This is a genomic window from Noviherbaspirillum sp. (assembly GCF_036563305.1).
In the GTDB taxonomy this organism is placed as follows: Bacteria; Pseudomonadota; Gammaproteobacteria; order Burkholderiales; family Burkholderiaceae_D; genus Noviherbaspirillum.
Genome location: NZ_DATCMQ010000015.1, coordinates 53,353 through 73,102, shown reverse-complemented (window position 1 = coordinate 73,102; position 19,750 = coordinate 53,353). Strand labels below are relative to the sequence as shown.

General features: G+C 68.2%; 20 protein-coding genes. 10 read left to right on the top strand and 10 right to left on the bottom strand.

Translation table 11 applies throughout. The features are described 5' to 3' along the window. Positions 1-2 precede the first annotated feature (2 nt). Both VIM12_RS15635 and VIM12_RS15630 read left to right on the top strand, forming a co-directional pair. Positions 3-701 (top strand): Crp/Fnr family transcriptional regulator, encoded by a 699-nt coding sequence (locus tag VIM12_RS15635; RefSeq protein ID WP_331942598.1) that lies wholly within the window; start codon positions 3-5, stop codon positions 699-701. 59 nt (positions 702-760) lie between these two features. After that, on the top strand, positions 761-1,504 hold the full coding sequence (locus VIM12_RS15630; protein ID WP_331942741.1) for an MgtC/SapB family protein: 744 nt from the start codon (positions 761-763) through the stop codon (positions 1,502-1,504). A gap of 42 nt (positions 1,505-1,546) precedes the next feature. Here VIM12_RS15630 and VIM12_RS15625 read toward each other — a convergent pair whose 3' ends face one another. Beyond that, positions 1,547-2,146, bottom strand: coding sequence for a type 1 glutamine amidotransferase domain-containing protein (locus VIM12_RS15625; protein WP_331942597.1), 600 nt, complete (start codon positions 2,144-2,146; stop codon positions 1,547-1,549). Positions 2,147-2,349: 203 nt separating this feature from the next. Here VIM12_RS15625 and lon point away from each other — a divergent pair, with 203 nt between their 5' ends. Further along, entirely contained in the window at positions 2,350-4,785 is a 2,436-nt protein-coding gene (lon, locus tag VIM12_RS15620; RefSeq protein ID WP_331942596.1) for an endopeptidase La, read from the top strand. A gap of 92 nt (positions 4,786-4,877) precedes the next feature. Here the strand turns inward: lon and VIM12_RS15615 are convergent, their stop codons facing one another. Next, complete coding sequence (locus VIM12_RS15615) at positions 4,878-5,969, bottom strand: cytochrome P450 (protein WP_331942595.1); 1,092 nt, start codon at positions 5,967-5,969, stop codon at positions 4,878-4,880. Between the two features lies 1 nt (position 5,970). Next, positions 5,971-6,510, bottom strand: a complete 540-nt coding sequence (locus VIM12_RS15610) for an antibiotic biosynthesis monooxygenase (protein ID WP_331942594.1) — start codon at positions 6,508-6,510, stop codon at positions 5,971-5,973. Positions 6,511-6,578: 68 nt separating this feature from the next. On the opposite strand from VIM12_RS15610, the gene VIM12_RS15605 reads away from it, so the two are divergent. Continuing rightward, positions 6,579-7,268, top strand: coding sequence for a metalloregulator ArsR/SmtB family transcription factor (locus VIM12_RS15605; protein ID WP_331942593.1), 690 nt, complete (start codon positions 6,579-6,581; stop codon positions 7,266-7,268). On the opposite strand, the gene VIM12_RS15600 is transcribed toward VIM12_RS15605, so the two are convergent. Then, positions 7,265-7,444 (bottom strand): hypothetical protein, encoded by a 180-nt coding sequence (locus VIM12_RS15600; RefSeq protein ID WP_331942592.1) that lies wholly within the window; start codon positions 7,442-7,444, stop codon positions 7,265-7,267. The two genes, VIM12_RS15605 and VIM12_RS15600, sit on opposite strands and share 4 nt — an antisense overlap. Next, positions 7,441-8,577, bottom strand: a complete 1,137-nt coding sequence (locus VIM12_RS15595; RefSeq protein ID WP_331942591.1) for a PepSY-associated TM helix domain-containing protein — start codon at positions 8,575-8,577, stop codon at positions 7,441-7,443. The genes VIM12_RS15600 and VIM12_RS15595 overlap by 4 nt, the downstream gene beginning before the upstream one ends. A 162-nt stretch (positions 8,578-8,739) precedes the next feature. Here VIM12_RS15595 and VIM12_RS15590 point away from each other — a divergent pair, with 162 nt between their 5' ends. Continuing rightward, positions 8,740-10,935 carry a TonB-dependent receptor gene (locus VIM12_RS15590; RefSeq protein WP_331942590.1) on the top strand — a complete coding sequence of 732 codons (2,196 nt, stop codon included), beginning with the start codon at positions 8,740-8,742 and terminating at the stop codon, positions 10,933-10,935. Positions 10,936-10,974: 39 nt separating this feature from the next. Here the strand turns inward: VIM12_RS15590 and VIM12_RS15585 are convergent, their stop codons facing one another. The 5 genes from VIM12_RS15585 to VIM12_RS15565 form a co-directional block, all read right to left on the bottom strand. Beyond that, positions 10,975-11,745 carry a phytanoyl-CoA dioxygenase family protein gene (locus tag VIM12_RS15585; protein ID WP_331942589.1) on the bottom strand — a complete coding sequence of 257 codons (771 nt, stop codon included), beginning with the start codon at positions 11,743-11,745 and terminating at the stop codon, positions 10,975-10,977. After that, on the bottom strand, positions 11,735-12,610 hold the full coding sequence (locus tag VIM12_RS15580; RefSeq protein ID WP_331942588.1) for a lipid A biosynthesis acyltransferase: 876 nt from the start codon (positions 12,608-12,610) through the stop codon (positions 11,735-11,737). The genes VIM12_RS15585 and VIM12_RS15580 overlap by 11 nt, the downstream gene beginning before the upstream one ends. A 185-nt stretch (positions 12,611-12,795) precedes the next feature. Beyond that, positions 12,796-13,902 carry a DUF748 domain-containing protein gene (locus VIM12_RS15575; RefSeq protein WP_331942587.1) on the bottom strand — a complete coding sequence of 369 codons (1,107 nt, stop codon included), beginning with the start codon at positions 13,900-13,902 and terminating at the stop codon, positions 12,796-12,798. Between the two features lie 76 nt (positions 13,903-13,978). Further along, positions 13,979-15,253: an amidohydrolase family protein gene (locus VIM12_RS15570; protein ID WP_331942586.1), complete on the bottom strand. Its 1,275-nt coding sequence runs from the start codon at positions 15,251-15,253 to the stop codon at positions 13,979-13,981. Between the two features lie 44 nt (positions 15,254-15,297). Further along, entirely contained in the window at positions 15,298-15,459 is a 162-nt protein-coding gene (locus VIM12_RS15565; RefSeq protein ID WP_331942585.1) for a cupin domain-containing protein, read from the bottom strand. Positions 15,460-15,639: 180 nt separating this feature from the next. On the opposite strand from VIM12_RS15565, the gene VIM12_RS15560 reads away from it, so the two are divergent. From VIM12_RS15560 to VIM12_RS15540, 5 genes are all read left to right on the top strand, one after another. Further along, complete coding sequence (locus tag VIM12_RS15560) at positions 15,640-15,783, top strand: hypothetical protein (protein WP_331942584.1); 144 nt, start codon at positions 15,640-15,642, stop codon at positions 15,781-15,783. An 80-nt stretch (positions 15,784-15,863) separates the two neighbouring features. Further along, a complete protein-coding gene (locus VIM12_RS15555; protein WP_331942583.1) occupies positions 15,864-16,988 on the top strand; it encodes a branched-chain amino acid ABC transporter substrate-binding protein in 1,125 nt (374 codons plus the stop codon). A 109-nt stretch (positions 16,989-17,097) separates the two neighbouring features. Next, entirely contained in the window at positions 17,098-17,841 is a 744-nt protein-coding gene (locus VIM12_RS15550; protein WP_331942582.1) for a glutathione S-transferase family protein, read from the top strand. Between the two features lie 103 nt (positions 17,842-17,944). Continuing rightward, on the top strand, positions 17,945-19,123 hold the full coding sequence (locus tag VIM12_RS15545; protein ID WP_331942581.1) for a sensor histidine kinase: 1,179 nt from the start codon (positions 17,945-17,947) through the stop codon (positions 19,121-19,123). After that, entirely contained in the window at positions 19,120-19,728 is a 609-nt protein-coding gene (locus tag VIM12_RS15540) for a DUF924 family protein (RefSeq protein WP_331942580.1), read from the top strand. The genes VIM12_RS15545 and VIM12_RS15540 overlap by 4 nt, the downstream gene beginning before the upstream one ends. Positions 19,729-19,750 lie beyond the last annotated feature (22 nt).

Below are 19,750 nucleotides of genomic sequence, written 5' to 3'. Positions count from 1 at the left end.
TGATGCAACGCACAAAGACACCCACGAAAAAGCCGCTGAACGAAGTGCTGCGCGAGGCGATCTGGGCGCGCGGACTGACCGCCGAGCAGATGATGCGGGTCGAGGCGGATACCATCGAGCAGTTCGTGCCGCGCGGCGCCTACGTGTGCCGCAAGGGAGAGAAGGTCGACGCCTGGATCGGCATCGTCGACGGGCTGGTGAAGATGAACAACCTGTCGGCGGAAGGCAAGTCGGTGACTTTCATCGGACTGTCCTCGGGTGCCTGGTTCGGCGAGGGCACGATACTCAAGGACGAGCTGCGCAAATACGACGTGACGGCATTGCGCGATACCCGCATCGTCCGCATGCCGGTGCGCACCTTCAACTGGTTGCTCGACAACAGCCTGCCCTTCACCCGGTTCCTGTTGATGCAGCTCAACGAGCGCCTCGGCCAGTTCATCGGCATGGTCGAATTCGACAGGATGCTGGACGTCGATGCCCGTGTCGCCCGCTGCCTGGCCGCGATGTTCAACGCCCACCTGTACCCCGGCGCCGACACCCTGCTGCAGATCTCGCAGGAGGAGATCGGCTACCTGTCCGGCGCGTCCCGGCAGCGCGCCAACCAGGCGCTGCAGGTGCTGGAGAAGGAGGGCTTGCTGAAGGTGGACTACGGCGGCATCCAGATCCTCGACCTGGACGGCCTGCGCCGTTTCCGGGCCTGACGAACCGCTGCCCCGTCCGCCGCCACCCAGGTATGCCAATGCCCGATTTCCTCGTCGACTTGCCTTCCTTCGAATCCCTCGCCGCGTTCTGGTCGCACGACGTGATCGCGGCCAACCTGATCGTCTTCTACAGCCTCTTCGGCGCGCTGCTGCTCGGGCTGCTGGTCGGCTACGAGCGCTCCTACCGCGGCCGGGCGGCCGGCATGCGGACCTACGGCCTGGTCTGCATGGCGTCCGCGGCGCTGACGGTGATCGCCGGCTATCCGGCCGACTGGTACGGCGGCAATGCGCTGCCCGCCATGGGGGCCGATCCCACCCGCATCATCCAGGGCATCGTGACCGGCATCGGCTTCCTCGGCGCCGGCGTGATCATGAAGGAGGGCTACAACATCAGCGGCCTCACCACCGCCGCCTCGATCTGGGCGACATCGGTCATCGGCGTGCTGGTGGGCGTGGGCTTTTATCTGTCGGCAATGCTGCTGGCGCTGATGTCGGCGTTCTGCATGATCTGGATTCCGAAGATGAGCGTATGGCTGCCCTCCCGGCAGGCGATCAAGATCGTCATGCGGTTCAGGCCCGGCATGGGCCCGGCGGAGTCGGTGCTGCGGGAGGCGGCGGTCAAGCGCGGCTACGAGATCGCGCCGGGATCGATCGCCATTTCAGGAACCGAAGGCAGGGTCGAATGGCAGTTCGTGGCGGTCGCCTTCAGCAAGTCGAGCGGCACGTCGATCAGTGAACTGGCCCGCGAGATGGGCCAGTTCGAGGGGCTGGAGAGCTTCAACCTGTCGCACGCGCGCAACTAGCGCAGGATGACGCCAGGGAGCCGGCCGGAGCCGGTGTGGGGTTCAGCTGCTGGCGATACCGACCGCGTTCTCGTCCGCGGTGCCGCGCAGGTTGGCCCGCATGCGTTCGGCGATGACTTCCACCATCTTGCTGTTGAAGGCGGGGATGTCCTCGGGCGTGCGGCTGCTGATCATGTTGCCGTCCACCACGACTTCCTCGTCCACCCAGTTGCCGCCGGCATTGCGGATGTCCTGCTCCAGCGCCGGCACGCTCGTCATCGTGCGCCCCTCCACCAGGCCGGCGGATACCAGCAGCCAGCCGCCATGGCAGATCACCGCGATCGGCTTGCCGTCTTCCTGTATGGTCTGCACGAAGCCCTGCGCTTCGGGAATGTCGCGCAGTTTGGCCGCATTCACCTTCCCGCCGGGGAGCAGCACCGCGTCGAAAGCATGGGCGTCCGCTTCCCGCAGCAGCAGTTCGACCGGGAAACGGTCGCCCGGCTTGTCATGATGCATGCCCTGGACCTCGTCGTACCTGTCCGACACCAGCGTCGTCACGGCGCCTTCCTGTTCCAGCATACGCTTCGGTTCCGTCAGTTCCACCTGCTCGAAACCGTCGGTGACGAGGATCGCAACGCGCATCCCGTTGAGTTCCGGATTCATGGCTGTCCTCCTGTCTGAAAACTGGTTGAGTAAACGGCATCGAAAAAGTTCGGGTGCTGCCTGGCCCGGCGGGTTTGTTCCCGCTCACTCCGGCGACAAATAGGCGCAGCGCGGCCGGAACGGCGCTGCAAGCGTCCCTGTCCAAACTCGCAGACGATGGGCGCGGCACCCGTGCGCGCTCGCGCAACTTCAAGGACAACGACATGAACAGGGCCGAACAGGCGGCTTTGCTGGAGAGCGTGCTGGCCGGGGAAGGCGCAGGCACGATTTCGGAAAGCCGCGACGACAAGGCCAGGGCCGGCCTGCCCGGCCTGCCGGACGATGCGATCGTGATCATCCCGCTGCGCTGCATCGTGCTTTTCCCCGGGATGGTGCTGCCCATCAGCGTGGGCCGCGACGCCTCGATCGCGGCGGCCCAGGAGGCGGTGCGGCACGGGGCCGAGGTCGGCCTGCTGCTGCAGCACGACGCGGAGGTCGACACGCCGGAGCCGGACCAGCTGCATACGGTGGGCACCGCCGCCAGCATCCTGCGCTATGTGCAGTCCGACGACGACAATCACTACATGGTATGCCAGGGCGAGCAGCGCTTCCGTGTGCTCGAGTTCATCGACGGCTTCCCGTTTCACGTGGCCCGCGTGGAGCGGCTGGTCGATGACGAGGAGCAGCGCGCCGGCATCGAGGCCCGGCTGCTGCAGCTGAAGGAGCGCACCGCGGAGGCGATCGAACTGCTGCCGCAGGCGCCGCTGGAGCTGGTCAGCGCGACCGAGGGCGTGACTTCCGCCGCGGCGCTGGCCGATTTCGTCGCCGGGCTGATCGACTTCCCGCTCCAGCAGAAGCAGGAGATGCTGGCGACCAGTGAACTGCAATTGCGCCTCGACAAGGTGCTCGATTACCTCGCCGAGCGCATCGAAGTGCTGCGCCTGTCGCGCGAGATCAACGCGCAGACCAAGGAGCGGATCGACGACCGGCAGCGCGAATACCTGCTGCGCGAGCAATTGCAGACCATACGCGAGGAGCTGGGCGAGGCGGGCCCCGGGGACGACGAGGTGGCACGGCTGGCGGAAGCGCTCGACCGCGCCGGCCTGCCGCCCGACGCCGATGCGCACGCGCGCAAGGAACTGCAGCGGCTGGAGCGCATGCCCGAGGCCGCCGCCGAATATCCGACGCTGGTCACCTACCTGGAATGGCTGTCCGAGCTGCCCTGGGCGGCCACGCCGGAAGCGGCGATCGACATCGCCGCGGCCCGGTGCGTGCTGGACGAGGAGCATTTCGGCCTGCAGAAGGTGAAGCGCCGCATCCTCGAATACCTCGCTGTGCGCAAGCTCAATCCCAACGGGAAAAGCCCGATCCTCTGCTTCGTCGGTCCACCCGGCGTCGGCAAGACCTCGCTCGGCGAGAGCATTGCACGCGCCACCGGCCGCAAGTTTGCCCGGGTCAGCCTCGGCGGCGTGCACGACGAGGCGGAGGTGCGGGGCCATCGCCGCACCTACGTCGGCGCGCTGCCCGGCAACATCCTGCAGGCGCTGCGCAAGGCCGGCAGCCGCAACTGCGTGCTGATGCTGGACGAAATCGACAAGCTCGGCAGCGGGCCGCAGGGCGATCCGGCGGCCGCGCTGCTGGAAGTGCTCGACCCCGAGCAGAACGCGAGCTTCCGCGACAACTACCTGGCGCTGCCGTTCGACCTGTCGCGCGTGATGTTCATCTGCACGGCAAACATGCTCGACACCATCCCCGGGCCGCTGCTCGACCGCATGGAAGTGATCCAGCTGCCGGGCTACACGGAGGAAGAGAAACACCAGATCGCGCGCCGCTACCTGGTCGGCCGCCAGCTCGAGGCGGACGGGCTGAAGCCGGAGCAGTGCAGCCTGAGCGACGATGCGCTGCATGCCATCATCCGCGACTACACCCGCGAGGCAGGCGTGCGCAACCTCGAGCGCGAAATCGGCAACGTGTTCCGCTACGTGGCGATGCAGATTGCCGAAGGCGCCGCCGAAAGCGTGCATGTGGATGCCGGCGGGCTCGCGGACATCCTCGGGCCGTGCAAGTTCGAGAGCGAGCTCGCGATGCGCACCAGCCTCCCGGGCGTGGCGACCGGCCTGGCATGGACGCCGGCCGGCGGCGACATCCTGTTCATCGAGGCCAGCCGCATGCCGGGCAGCGGCAAGCTGATCCTGACCGGGCAGCTGGGCGAGGTCATGAAGGAAAGCGCGCAGGCGGCGCTGACGCTGGTGAAGGCGCATTGCGCTGAACTGATGATCGACGCCGACACCTTCGACCGGCATGACGTGCATGTGCATGTGCCGGCCGGCGCGATGCCGAAGGACGGACCAAGCGCGGGGGTCGCCATTTACGTGGCGCTCGCATCGCTGGTCCGCAACAAGCCGGTGCGCTACGACTGCGCGATGACCGGCGAGATCAGCCTGCGCGGCCTGGTGCTGCCGGTCGGCGGCGTCAAGGAAAAGGTGCTGGCGGCGCTGCAGGCCGGCATCAGGGTGGTGCTGCTGCCGGCCCGGAATCGCAAGGACATCGACGAGATCCCGGCGCAGGCGCTGCGGGAGCTGCAGTTCGTCTGGCTGGAGACGGTGGACGACGCGATGAGCGTTGCCATCGGCAACCTGCTCATCGGGGATGCGTCGTGATCGGCGGGCGCGCCTGCGGGCGGCCGTGCCGCCCGTGATGCACAGGATCAGGATGGCGCACGCGATACGCGCGCCGCGGCATCCCGTTTTCCCTAGCCCAGCCGCAGGCGCAGCTGCAGCGGCAGGCGGGCGTTGACCAGCGGCGCATGCGCCACCTTCGCCGTCAGCAGCCGCACCGGGCCTCGCTCGAACAGCAGCTGCAGCGTCCCGGCCGCCAGCACGGTGGCGAATTCGCGCGCGATGCAGGCATGCGCGCCGGCGCCGAAGCCGAGATGGGCCGTATTGTTCGGACGATGCACGTCGAAGCGCTCGGGGTGCGCGAATACGCCGGGATCGCGGTTGGCGGCGGCCAGCACCACCAGCACCGTCTCGCCTTCCCGCATGCTTGCCGCGCCGATGTCCAGGTCGCGGACCAGGCGCCGCCGGGTGTTGTGTATCGGCGGATCGAACCGCAGGGTCTCGACCGCCAGCAGCCGCCATGCTTCCGGGCTGCGTGGCCGCTGCGGCTGCGGCAGCGCCAGCGCCTGCAACAGCGCGTTGCAGAGCAGGCCGTGTCCCGCGTCCAGCCCCTGGATCAGCATGCCGGCGAGGTTGGCCGTCGCGCGCTCGTCCGCCTCGCCCCACAGCCGCGCCGCCTCGGCCTCGAGCACCGGCCAGGCTTCCGCCGCGGCACGGTGCACCGCTTCCGCCACCGCGGGTGACTTGGCCGGCTGCATCAGCGCGGCGAGCCCCTCCACGCGCGGCAGCAGGAAGGCGGTCGCGTCCGCGCCGAATCCGAACCCCTTCATCAGCGCCATTGCCGGCAGTCGCTTCGCCACCGCATCGACCCAGTCGGGATCGTCGCCGGCGGCGTCGAGCAGCGACGCCAGCAGTGCCGCGAGCGGCGGCGCGTGCAGGCTGTCGAACAGGCGCATCGCGATCTGCCGCAGGGGCGCGTGGGCGGGCGGGTTCGCCAGCCGGACGAGATGCCTGCCGAGACGCGCCGCCGTGCCTTCCAGCCCGTCCAGCGCGGCGCCGGGGATTTCCGCGGCGCTGGCTTCCAGCACCGCCCGGCATCCGGCATGGGAATACACGGCCCAGGTCCGCGTGGATGCATCGTAGTGCGCGGCGCCGGCGGAAAGATTGCGCGCGTATCGCGCAAACGGATCGGCGACCGCCGACTGCAGGAAGAGCGGGCTGTCCATGTCATCCCCTCCGCGCCGGCGGCGCCAACGGAAAATGCTGCGGCGCCTGCGCCCGCGCGCGCATGCCATAGTCGCGGATCACCGTGCCCCAGCGGATGTCGCTGCCCAATCGCGAATCTCCCGTCAGCACGCCGTCGTCCAGAAGGTCGATCCGGCGTCCCGCATCGGCCAGGCTGGCGAAGCGGCGGCGGAATCCGCCGGCCGCTTCACCGCCGTGCTCGCGCAAACCGAGGCGCGGCGCACCGGCAACCGGCAGTTCCTCGAAGCGCACGACGCGGATGCGGTAGTCGTCGAAGACCGCCGCGCGGCCCTCGGCCTGGGCGGCGTGGTGTTCGCCATGCTGGCGCCAGCGCACCAGGGCGGACTCGTCGCGCCACTGCGACAGCGACAGGATCCATCCTGCTTCGCTGGTGCAGCGGAAGCGTTCGATCGAGATGAACCCGTCGATCCCGTCAAGTTGCGGGCGCAGCGCCGCCGCGATGTCGAGATAGCGCTGATAGCCCTGTGCCGTGGGCAATACTTCAAAGACGACTGCGTACATGCTTTCCTCCTGTGGATGGCAGGATGCTACGATGCGCGTTCGCGGGATAGTTCATCGGGAGGTGAAACATGGAATCAGGACAGGGGGTGGCCAGTACGGCGGCGCTGCTGGGCGAGCCGGCGCGGGCCACGATGCTGTGGACGCTGCTGGACGGAAGGGCGCGGCCGGCCGGCGAGCTCGCGTTTGCCGCCAACATCTCCGCCCAGTCCGCCAGCAATCATTTGGCGCGCCTGCTGGAGGCCGGGCTGCTGTCGGTGGAGACGCAGGGCCGGCACCGCTACTACCGGCTGGCCGGTCCGCATGTTGCCAGTGCACTGGAATCGCTGGCGGCGCTCGCGCCGCGCCCGGCGCCGCGGCGACTGCCCGCCTCGCGCGGGACGCCCGAAAGCCTGCGCCAGGCGCGCACCTGTTACGACCACCTCGCCGGCGAGCTCTCGGTGGCGCTGCTGCGCGCGCTGCAGGAGCAGGGCCTGCTGCGCCTGCGCGACAAGGACTATCTGCTGACGGCGGAAGGCGAGGCAGCCTTCGCCCGTTTCGGCCTCGACCTGGCCGCACTGCGCGCCACCCGGCGCCGTTTCGCCTGCGCCTGCCTCGACTGGAGCGAGCGGGAGTTCCATCTAGGCGGGGCGCTCGGCGCCGGCCTGCTGCAGGAGCTGCTGCGGCGGCGCTGGCTGCTGCGCAACCCGGGATCGCGCGTGCTGCAGCTGACGCCGGCGGGCCGCGCCGGACTGCGCGACGGCTTCCGCCTCGCCGTCTAGCCGCCCCGGCGCCGCAGCACGCCGTACCAGATACAGAGCGCGGCCGGCACGCCGAGGGCCGCCGCCGACAGCCAGTCCCAGACATCATCGCCGAGCAGGGCGGCCACCAGCCCGACCGCCGTCAGCGCGCCGGTCAGCACCGGCGCCAGCCAGACCTTCCTGAATACCGGCGTCATTGCCGCGCCTCGGCGCCGGCCATGATTTCGACCGTGTCGTCGGCGGTACGCCTGCGCCGCAGCCAGAGGTAGAGCCCGCTGCCGAGCACCGCGATGGTCGCGATGTCGAGCACCGCCCACAGGATCTGCATCGGCATGCCGCCGTAGTCGCCGAAATGCAGCGGCTGCGACACCAGCAATCCGGTGACGTACCAGGGCAGGTCCCGGCTGTCGGTGACCTGGGTCGTGCGCGCATCGACCAGCACCGGTTTCACCAGGCGCGAGGTCAGCGGGCGGTCGCCGCGCAGGAACACGCCGTAGTGATGCGGGCTGGAGAAGGTGGTGCCGGGAAAGGCGATGAAACGGACCGCCATTCCCGGCTCGACCGCGAGCGCGGCATCGACCGAGCGCTGCAGCGATGCGAGGCGTTCCGGCGGGGGCAGCCCCTGGTAGGGCGCGGTCATGTCGGCCACCTCGTCGAAGCGCCAGAGGTCGATGATCGGGTCGGCGAGGGTGTTGATGACACCGGTCAGCCCGACCACCAGCGCCCACACCAGGGTGACGATGCCGAGCAGGTTGTGCAGGTCCAGCCAGCGGGTGCGGGGAGAGGACTGCCGGCGCACGGTGCCGAAATCCAGCTTGCGCATGAAGGGGCCGTACAGCACGACCCCGGACAGGATGGCCACCAGCAGCAGCACGCCCATCGCACCGAGGAAGAGCGTGCCGGGCAGCCCGGCGAACAGGTCGACGTGCAACTGGTACATCAGGTGGATGAAGCCGGAGTCGAGGCTGGGCTCGCCCAGCGCCTCGGCGGTACGGGCGTCGACCGCCACCTGCTTCAGCCCGGTATCGGCGCGCGGCGTGTCGGACAGCGTGACGTACCAGATCCGGTCGTCGTCCGGCTCTTGCGAGACGAACATGCCCTGCTTGCCGGGATGGCGCGCCACCGCGACTTCCAGCACGCGATCCAGGCTGGCGCGCGGCGCATCCCGCGCCATCTCGGGCGCCTCGATCTCGGTCCCGAGCAGATGCCCGATCTCGTGATGGAAGATCAGCGGCAACCCGGTCAGGCACAGGAGCAGCATGAAGACGGTGCACACCAGGCTGCTCCATTTATGGATCCAGGCCCAGCGGCGAAGTGTGGTGGTGCGCATTGTCATCCTCGCAGTTCGCATTGCCGTTCTGAGATTCCACAATTATAATGAGAATCGTTATCATTTGCATTCAATTGCTCTCGGTCGCTCTCTATCGCGCCATTCCGCGTTCGTCCGCTTCCGATGGCATTCCTTGACCCAAAAGAAAGGCAGGTACTGGCAATGCGCACACCCGACCTCCATCGCACCGCCATCGCGGCCGCCGTGCTCTTCCTCTGCACCGGTTTCCACGGTGCGGTTCAGGCACAGTCCGCCGCCGGCGCCGCGGGCGGCAACGAGACCGTACTGCAGACGGTCACCGTCAACGCCTCCGCCGACGCCTCGGCGGAAGGCCTGCCGGCACCTTATGCGGGGGGGCAGGTGGCGCGCGGCGGACGGCTCGGGATCCTTGGCAACGTGGACGTGATGAGCACGCCCTTCAGCAGCACCGCCTATACCCAGGCGCTGATCCAGAACCAGCAGGCACGCAGCGTCGCCGACGTCCTGCTGAACGATCCGACGGTGCGGGTCGCCCGCGGCTTCGGCAACTACCAGGAGCTGTACGTGATCCGGGGCTTCCCGGTGCAGTCCGACGACATGGCCTACAACGGTCTGTACGGCCTGCTGCCGCGCCAGTTCGTCGCGACCGAGCTGCTCGAGCGGGTTGAGGTGCTGCGCGGCGCGAACACCTTCGTGAATGGGGCCGCTCCCGGCAACGGCGGCATCGGCGGCGCGATCAACCTGGTGCCCAAGCGCGCGCCGGAAGAAGCGCTGACGCAGGCCACCGCCGGGCTGGAGAGTGGCGGACAGCGCTATCTCGCCGCGGACATTGCCCGTCGTTTCGGCCCCGACCAGCGTTCCGGCATCCGGCTGAACGTGGCGCGACGCGACGGCGGCACCGCCATCGACGACGAAGAGCGCGAGCTGAACCTGCTCTCGGTGGGGCTGGACCACCGCGGCAGCAATTTCCGCCTGTCCGCCGATCTCGGCTACCAGCAGCACAAGCTGGACCGGGCGCGTCCCAGCGTGGACATCGGACCGGGCTTCGACGTGCCGCGCGCACCGGATGCCTCGTCCAACTACGCGCAACCCTGGTCGTATTCCTACGAGCGCGATGTGTTCGGCACCCTGCGCGGGGAAATCGACCTGTCGCAGGACGTCACCGCGTGGGCCGCCGCCGGCATGCGCCGGGGCGTCGAGGACAACGCCCTGGCGAACCCCCGGATCGTCGGCAGCGGCGGCGCAACCAGCACCTACCGCTTCGACAATGCGCGCAGGGACAACATCCGCACCGGCGAAGCAGGCATCCGCGCGAAGCTGAAGACCGGCGCCGTCGGCCATACCCTGGTGGCCTCGGTCTCGGCGTTCGACGGCAGGGAGCGCAACGCCTACGCGCTGAGCGACATGGCCGGCTTCCCCTCCAGCCTTTACGCACCGGTGGAGGTTGCCGCGCCGCCTGCCACCGCCCTCGTCGGCGGTTCGCTGCGCGACCCCAACCTGACCAATCGCAACCGGCTCACCAGCATTGCCATCGCCGACACGCTGTCCTTCGCGCAGGACAGCGTCCTGCTGACGCTCGGCGCGCGGCACCAGAAGATCCGCCAGACCAGCTACGACTTCAACACCGGGCTGTCCACCGCGTCCTACAACAAGGGCAGCGTGACGCCGGTGGCGGGCCTGGTCGTGCGGCCGGCGGAGAACCTGTCGGTGTATGCAAACTATGCGGAGGCGCTGAGCCGGGCGCCGACGCCGCCGGCGACGGCGGTCAATCCCGGCGAAATCTTCTCGCCTGCGCGATCGAAGCAGAAGGAAATCGGAATCAAGTACGACGCCGGCAGCTTCGGAGCCGGCCTGGCGCTGTTCACCACCTCGCAGCCGCAGGGACTTGTCGATGCCGCCAACCGTTTTTCCGTCGGCGGCGAGCAGCGCAACCGCGGCGCCGAGATGACCGTCTACGGCACGCCGGCGCGCGGGGTACGCGTGCTGGGCGGACTGACCTTCCTCGACGCCGAGCAGAAGCGCACCGGCACCGCGAATGACGGCCGCGACGTGATCGGCGCCCCGGAATACCAGGCCAACCTCGGCGCCGAATGGGACATTCCGGGTGTGCGCGGGCTGACGCTGAGCGGCCGCGTGCTGCACACCGCTGCACAGTACGCGGATGCCGCCAACACGCAGAAGCTGCCGTCCTGGACCCGTTTCGACGCCGGGCTGCGCTATGTGACGACGGTGGGCAACCAGCTGGTGACGCTGCGCGGGCAGATCGAGAACCTGGCGGACCGCGATTACTGGGCTTCGGCCGGCGGCTACCCGGGTGCCGGCTACCTCGTACTGGGCGCGCCACGCACGTTCGTGGTGTCGGCGTCGGTGGATTTCTGAGGCCCGCGCGGCAGCGGCGGCCCCCAGGCGCGACCCGTCCTACAGCGCGACGTCGCCGGCGGCGGCCGAGCGGCTGCCAGGCAGCGGCAGGTTGTCCGCCGCACGGTAGGCGAACACCGCCGAATACTTCACCGCGTCGCTGTCGTTGCGTCCCGCCGCATGGAACAGTCCGCTGTGGAACAGCAGCACATCGCCCGGATCGAGCTCGACCACCCGGCCCTGCGCGAACAGCGCCCGGTTTTCCTCCAGGTCGGGCCGCAGGAAGTCCAGCGCGTCCATCCGGTGGGCCTGCACATCCAGCCGGTGCGAGCCCGGTATCACCTTGAGCGCGCCGTTCTCCTCCCGCTCGCTGCCCAGCGCCAGCCATACCGACACCAGGTCATTGCGCATGAACGACCAGTACCGGATGTCCCGGTGCCAGCCGGTGGCCGTCCCGTACCCCGGATGCTTGGTCATCACGCAGTTGTGATGGGCCAGCGTCAGGCAGATCCGGTCGCCCATCAGCTGGCGCAGGCGGGCCAGCAGCGCCGGATCGGCGGCCCAGGAACGGAACGCCTCGTCGCGCTGCCAGGCCGCGCGCAGCCGGCGGACAGTGCGTCCGCCCGGGGCGTCGAGCGAGGCCGGCGCGCCCGGGTAGCCGAGTTCGGCCTCGTATTCCACCGGCGGCAGCGCGCGGCCGAGATGATCGCGCGTCACCGCGAGCATGGCCTCGCGCGCCTCGGGCGCGGCAAAACCGGGCAGGACCAGGTAGCCGTCGCGATGGAAATCGTCGATCCGGGCGGCGGGCAGGAGCGTGGCGTCAGCGTTCATTCTGGTATACGTCGGGCATGCCCGGCGGACGGGTCTTGAAACGGCGGTGCGCCCAGAAGTATTCGGCCGGCGCCTCCAGCACGCGTTCCTCGATGAAGACATTCATGCGGCGTGTCGCTTCGGTGATGTCGCCGCCAGGATAGTCTTCCCAGGCAGGATAGAACTTTACCTTCCAGCCGCGGTAGCCGGGAAGGTAGGTCGCGATCACCGGCACCACGCGCGCGCCGGTCGCCGCCGCGATACGGGCGGGCGCACTCAGGGTGGCGGCGGGGATGCCGAAGAAAGGCACGAATTCGGCGTCGCGCGGACCGAAGTCCATGTCCGGGAGCATGAAGAAAGGCAGGCGCTCGCGCATCGCCCGGATGATCGGCTTCACGCCCTCGCTGCGGGTGAACAGGCGGACCGGACGGAAGCGGGCGCGGCCCCGGCGCAGCGCGGCGTCGAACACCTTGTTCTTCTGCGGCACGTACATCGAGCAGGCCGAGATGCGCTGCGCAATCGCCGCGCCGGCCACGTCGAGGCAGACGAAATGGGGGCACAGCAGGATCGTCGGGCCGGCCTCGATGACGTCCATCGGCAGGCCCGGTTCCATCACCACCAGCCGCCGCAGCCTTGCCTCCGAGCCCCACCACAGCACGCTGCGCTCCAGGATGCTGCGGGCGTAGTAGCGGAAGTGCTGGTGGGCGATGCGGCGCCGCTCGCGGCCGGACAGGGAGGGCAGGCACAGGCGCAGGTTGGCCAGGGTGATCGCGCGACGCGAGCGCATCGCGAAGAACAGCAGGCTGCCGACGGCCTCGCCCAGGCGGCCGATCACCGGCAGGGGCAGCCAATGCAGCAGCCACATCAGGCCAAGCAGTAACCTCATTGACAATATCCGGAAAAAATTGGGAACAACGGAAAGCCGGGGCGGCAGCACGAACTCTGCAGGGGTCCCGGACACGAATTCCAGGGCACAGGATCAGGACCGAGCGCCAGGCAACCCGGCGCCACGCAGTCCGGCACGCGATGATGCCACAGGTCGCCGCCCGGCGTGCGACGCCCGGCCTGCTTTCACGGGCGGCCGAACAGCTTGCGCACGACGCCGCCGATGCCTTCGGCTGCGCCACCGACGCCGCGCGTCAGTCCTTCGAGGCTGATACCGAGGGTTTCGGCCACGGCGGAGCCGATGCGCGCGGCAAAACTTTCATTGAGCGAGAAGCGCGGGTCATCGAGTTTGCCTTCCAGCGTGAAATCGACCGTGATCTGGCCCTTGCGGTTCTTCAGCGCCGCCAGCACCGCGCTCCGCGGCACTCCCATGAATGTGGCGAACGGCCCCTCGCCGGGCGCCAGCTCCAGTCCGCTGATTGTCGCGCTGCCCGGCGCATGAAGACGGTTGTTGCGCACCACCGACTTCAGCCGCAGGTCGAGGCTGCCCGCGCGCACGCCGGTTTCCGACGCCTTGATGAGATAGGGCTGCAGCGCCAGCAGGTCGACGCCCTGCAGCTTGGTCGTGATGTCGGAATTCCGCTTCGCCATCTCGGCCCAGCCGTCGATCAGCAGCCGGCCGTCCCGCCGCACGCCTTTCACCGCCCCGTCCAGCTTGACCGTGGTGCGTCCGGCGAGGTCGGGCAGGTGCAGGTCTTCGACCGTCGCATGCAGCTGTTCCAGCCGGGTACGGTGCGCCGGCCGGCGCACGGTGCTGTCGAAGAATTCGAGCGCGCCGTGCCGCAGTTCGATCCTGCCTATGCTGATTTCCGGCCCGGCGCCGGCCGCCTGGTCCGCGCCGTGCGTCTTGCGCTCCAGCAGGCTGGGCAGCAGCCGCAGCCGGCCGTCCGCGCCGCGCCACACCGAGACGTAGGCCTTCTCGATCGTGATCCTCGGCACATGCACCCTTGCCGATACCAGCGCGAACAGGTCGGGCGCGATCACCACCTTCTCCGCGCGCAGCGCATGCGCCGTCGGCCAGCCCTTGGGCGCCTTTATCGTGATGCCGCGCACTTCGATCGCCGACCAGCCGACCACGATGTCGTCGACCGTGCTCTCCGGGCCAAGCGCCGCTTCGACCTGGCGCTTGAGCGCCTGGCTGCCGAAATGCAGGGCGGCGACCGCGATTGCCGCCAGTGCCGCGGCAATGAAGATGACGATGACGGCCGCGCGCCTGTATCCCTTGTTACCCATGCTGTCGAATCCTGGATCTCGTGTTTCCTTGCCCGCACATCTTAACGCCGCGGATGTCCGTCGGGGGAGGCGGCACTCATCGTCCGTGCCGGAAATCCGTCCCGCCCGGCCGGCCGGGCAGCGCCAGCGCCGCATGCGGCGCCGGCGAGCGGCTCACCACCCGCCCCCGTCGCAGCACGTAGCGGCGCGCCGCCCGCAGCCGGATTGCCTCGATCGTGCTGCCCGCATCGAGGACCACCAGGTCGGCATGGCAGCCGGGTCGCAGACCGTAGCCTTCCAGGCCGAGTATCCGCGCCGGCGTTTCGGTGACCGCAAGGAAGCAGGCGTGCATCGCGTCCTGCGCGGTCATCTGCGCGACATGCAGCCCCATGTGGGCGACCTCCAGCATGTCGCCCGAGCCGAGGCCGTACCAGGGGTCGAGCACGCAGTCGTGGCCGAAGGCGACGTCGATGCCCGCCGCCATCAGCTCCGGTACCCGGGTCATCCCGCGCCGCCGCGGGTAGCCGTCGTGGCGGCCCTGCAGCGTGATGTTGATGAGCGGGTTCGCAATCGCGGCGACACCGGACTCGCGCATCAGCGGCAGCAGCTTGCTGACGTAGTAGTTGTCCATCGAATGCATCGACGTCAGGTGCGAACCGGTGACGCGTCCCTGCATGCCGAGGCGGTGCGCATGGAATGCCAGCGTCTCGATGTGGCGCGACAGCGGGTCGTCCGACTCGTCGCAATGCATGTCGACCCGCAGACCCTGTGCGGCCGCGAACTCGCACAGCAGCCGTACCGACTCCGCCCCTTCCGCCATGGTCCTTTCGAAATGCGGTATGCCGCCGACCACGTCGACCCCCATGGCGATGGCGCGCTTCAGGTTGTCGAACGCGCCCGCGCTGCGCAGCAGCCCGTCCTGCGGAAACGCCACCAGCTGCAGGTCGAGGTAGGAGGCCACCTGCCGCTTCACCTGCAGCAGCGCCTCCACCGCCAGCAGCCGGTCGTCGCAGATGTCGACATGGGTGCGGATCGCCAGCAGGCCCCGCGCCACCGCCCAGTCGCAGTACTGCAGGGCCCTTTCCACCAGCGCTCCCTGCGCCAGCGACGGCTTGAGTTCGCCCCACAGCGCGATGCCTTCCAGCAGCGTGCCGCTGCGGTTCACCCGCGGCAGTCCGTAGCTGAGGGTGGAATCCATGTGGAAGTGGGCATCGACGAAGGGCGGCGTCACCAGGTCGCCGCCGACGTCGATCTCCTCGACTGCCGTCGCCGCCAGTTGCGGCCCCAGCGCCGCAATGCGGCCGCCTTCGATGGCGATGTCGACGCCAGTGCTGCCGTCGGGGAGGGTGGCGTTGCGAAGGATCAGGTCCATGGAAGCCTTCCGTGGTGTCGAGGGGGGCAGGTGCAGCGGCAGCCTCAATAGAATACCGCCAGCCAGACCGTCGGGCGGTCCGGCGCGGTCCAGTCCACCCGGTGCCGTTCGTGGGCGGCAATCAGCAGATGGTCGCCGGGACGCAACCGGACCTTGCGACCGTCGCGCTCGAACTGCAGCACCGCCTCGCCCGCCAGCACCGCCACCCATTCCTGCTCGTCCTGGTCGTACCAGAAGCCGGGCGGCGAGCTGTGGCCGGCGAGACGATGCGTTCGACGCGCGCGGAGGCGTTGCCGGCGAGCGTCTGAAAATACTCGCCGCCGCCCGCCGCAAGGGGAAGGGCGGCGAAGAGGTTGCCGGGAAGCCCGGCGGTGTCGTCCGGTGTCATGGAATTGCCCGTTTTGTCGGCATCTGCCGAATTAAATTCAGAAAATGAAGAAACCCACGCGAAATTTGAAGGAAACCCCGGTTTTGGGGCTAAACAACGCAAGATAATTTTCCCGCAACTTGGCCATAATCCAGACCCGTGAAATACCCACTTCACAACGGCCGGCGCCCGGCACGAGCGGATGCGCCGTTTACAAGAACGAGTGTAAATCGAGGAAACCAGATGCAAACGAACAAAATAATGGCTGCGCTCGCGCTGGTCGGGATGGTCGGCGCCGTGCATGCACAGGAAACCGTGGTCAAGATCGGCCACAGCGGGCCCCTGTCCGGCTCGCAGTCCTTCGCCGGCAAGGACAATGAAAACGGCGTGCGCCTCGCGATCGAGGAACTGAATGCCAAGCAGATCACCGTTGGCGGCAAGAAGGTCCGTTTCGAGCTGCAGAGCGAAGACGACCAGGGTGATCCGAAGGCCGGCGTCAACGTCGCGCAGAAGCTGGTCGACGCCGGCGTGCGCTTCGTCGTCGGTCCCTACAACTCCGGCGTTGCGATTCCCGCCTCGCGCGTCTACAACAGCGCCGGCGCGATCGTCGCCACCGTCGGCTCCAATCCGAAGATCACCGAACAGGGTTACAAGACCCTGTACCGCATCAACGCCAGCGACACGCAGCTGGGCTCCAAGATGGCGCTGTACGCCGCCAAGGAACTCAAGCTCAAGACCGTGGGCGTGATCGACGACCGCACCGCCTTCGGCCAGGGCGTCGCCGAGGAATTCAAGAAGCAGGCGCGTGCCTCCGGCATGACGGTGGCAGGCCATGAGTTCACCAACGACAAGGCCTCCGACTTCAACACCATCCTGACCACCCTCAAGGCCAAGAAGGTCGAAGCGGTCTTCCTCGGCGGTTATGCGCCGCAGGGCGGCCCGATGGCGCGCCAGATGAAGCAGCTCGGCATGAACGCCCGTCTGCTCGGCGGCGACACCATCTGCGCAGCCGAAATGGGCAAGCTCGGCGGCGACGCGGTCGGCGAAAACGTGCTGTGCGCGCAGGGCGGCGCCATCCTTGACCGGGCCGCCAACGGCGCCGAGTTCAAGGCGAAGTACAAGAAGCGCTTCAACCAGGACCCGGACGTCTACGCCGCCTCGTTCTACGACGGCATGATGATGTACGCCGAGGCCATGCAGAAGGCCAATTCGGTCGAGCCGGCCAAGGTCAACGCCGAGATCGCCAAGGGCGAGTTCAAGGGCGTTGCCGGCACCTACGCGTTCGACGACAAGGGCAACATGAAGTCCTCGCCGGTGACGATCTTCACCTTCAAGGGCGGCCAGCCGGTGCCTGTCACCAGCTACTGATCCTCTCCGCCACCGGAGAAACGGCACGCGGCGGCGTGCCGTTTTTTTTTGGCCGGTCTGCCCTGCTAGAATCTTGCTTTTCCTACAATCGGCGGCGCCGGGAGGCGGCATGATCATCCTGTACAAGTTCGGCTGCGGCGAACCGCTCGGCCTGCCCGACATGAGCCCGTTCGTCATGAAGGCGGAGATGCTGCTCAAGCTCGCCGGCCTGCCGTATACCGGCAACACCGACGGCTTCTTCCGTTCGCCACGGGGCAAGTTGCCCTACATCGACGACGGCGGGACCGTGGTCTCGGACTCCACCCTGATCCGCTGGCACATCGAGCAGCGCTACGGGTTCGATTTCGATGCCGGACTGACGCCGCAGGAGCAGGCCCAGGCATGGACGCTGGAGAAGATGCTGGAGGACCATCTTTACTGGATCCTGCTCGACGCGCGGTGGAACGACGACCGGAATTTCAGCCGCGGCCCGGCGTGCATCTTCGACGCCATTCCCGCGCCGCTGCGCCCCCTGGTGAAAGTTCTTGCACGGCGCAAGATGGCATCGAACCTGCGCGCGCATGGCATGGGCAGGTACACCGGTGCCGAGCGTACCGCCTTCGCCGCGCGGGGATTCGCCTCGCTCTCGGCCATCCTCGGGGAGAAGGAATATCTGTTCGGCCGGCGCCCCTGCGGCGCCGACGCCACGGCGTTCGCGTTCGTCGCCCATGCGCTCTGTCCGCTGTTCGAAACGCCTTCCCGCGACGCCGCAACCGGATTCGCCAATCTGGTGGCTTATCGCGATCGCATGCTCGGCCGGTATTTTCCGGAATTGGCCGGGCAGCAGATCCGCAAGCTGGAAACGGTGGCGTGAGGCAATGCCAGATTTCTGATTACCATTCAGTTATCATTTGTAACCACGGCGCGATTTCCACGACGCACGCCAGCGCAGAGCCAGCCTGAAGAAAGGAGTTAACGTGGCCGCCAATCCGATCGAATTCCTTTCCGCGCTCAACCTGATGCCGATGCTGCAACCCGCCGACGATGCCGCCGGCCTTCACCTTGTCTACGCGCTGTCGTCGCTGGTCACCGCGGCCGCCTTGTTCTCGGTGGGCACGGCGCTCGCCTGGTTCCTGCGCCGCCGGGTCAGCAAGACCTACAACGCCGTCTTCACGCTGTTCGTCCTGATGGTGTTCATCGCGGCGATCACCTGTGCCGTCACGCCGTGGAGCGGCTGGGCCAAGGTCAGCGTGGCCGGCGCCGTGATGCGCACGTTGCTGGCGGCCAGCGCCACTTTCTTCGCCGTCGTGCTATGGCCGCTGCTGCGACGCATGGCGCCCCTGCCGGGGCGGCTGCAGCTGCAGCAGGAAATCGAGCGCCATGAACACGAACTCGCCGAGCGCCGCAACATCGAGGAGGCGCTGCGCCGCTCGCAGGCCACCCTGCGCGAACTGGCCGCCTACCAGGAAAAGATCCGGGAGGACGAGCGCAAGCGGATCGCGCGCGAGATCCATGATGAGCTGGGACAGAACCTGCTGGCGCTGCGCCTGGATATCGCGGCCCTGCACGAGCGCGCCGGCGAACGCCACCCGCTGCTGCGCGAGCGCGCCGGCACGGCGCTCGAATACCTGGACATGACGCTCAAGTCGATCCGCACGATCATGAACAACCTGCGCCCGTCGGTGCTCGACCTCGGTCTGCCTGCCGCCATCGAATGGCAGGTCGGGCAGTTCGAGCGGCGCAGCGGCGTGCGCTGCGAACTCCTGATGAACGACGAGGTGGAGGCCGATGCAGTGCCGGATGAACAGGCGATCGCGGTCTTCCGCATCCTGCAGGAATCGCTGAACAACATCTCCCGCCATGCGCGGGCCAGTCTGGTCCGGGTGGAGATGCGCATCGATGCCCAGCGCCTCAGCATGGCGATCATGGACAACGGTGTCGGCATGTACCCCGGCGACCGGCGCAAGGTCCGCCGTTTCGGCCTGGTCGGGATAGAGGAGCGGGTAACCATCCTCGGTGGCGAGCTGGCGATCGACAGCACTCCCGGGCAGGGCACGGTGGTGCGCCTGTCGATCCCGATGCGGCGTCGTCCCGACCTGCATCCCCTGCCCGGCACCGACAAGCAGGCGGAGCGCGATCCGTCCCTGAGTGCATGAGCGCCACGCAGGAAAGCGTCGGGTCCATCCTGGCATTCTGGTTCGGTCCGGGGGACGACGCGACGGTCGCGGCGGCGCGTTCACGTCTCTGGTGGGGCAAGGACGACGCCACCGACCGCGCGATGGCGACGCGCTTTGCCGGCTGCATTGACGCGGCGGCCACCGGGGCGCTGGATGCCTGGGCCGCGACACCTGCCGGCCGGCTCGCGCTGATCCTGTTGACCGACCAGTTCCCGCGCAACATCCACCGCGGCACGCCGCGCGCTTTCGCCCTGGATGCCCGGGCGCGACGTTTCTGCATGGAAGGGCTGACGCAGGGCGTTGATCGCCTGCTGCGGCCGATCGAGCGGGTGTTCTTCTACCTGCCGCTCGAGCATTCGGAATCGATGCCCGACCAGGAAAGGGCGGTGGCGCTGTTTGCGCAGCTGCTGGCGGATGTGCCGGCCGACCAGCGCGCGGCCTTCGCCGGCTACCACGACTTCGCGCTGCGCCACCGGGAAGTGGTGGAACGCTTCGGCCGTTTCCCGCACCGCAACGCGATCCTCGGCAGGACCTCTACCCCCGCCGAAATCGCCTTCCTGCAGCAGAAGGGCTCGTCCTTCTGAATCCGGCGGCGGGCGTCCGGCA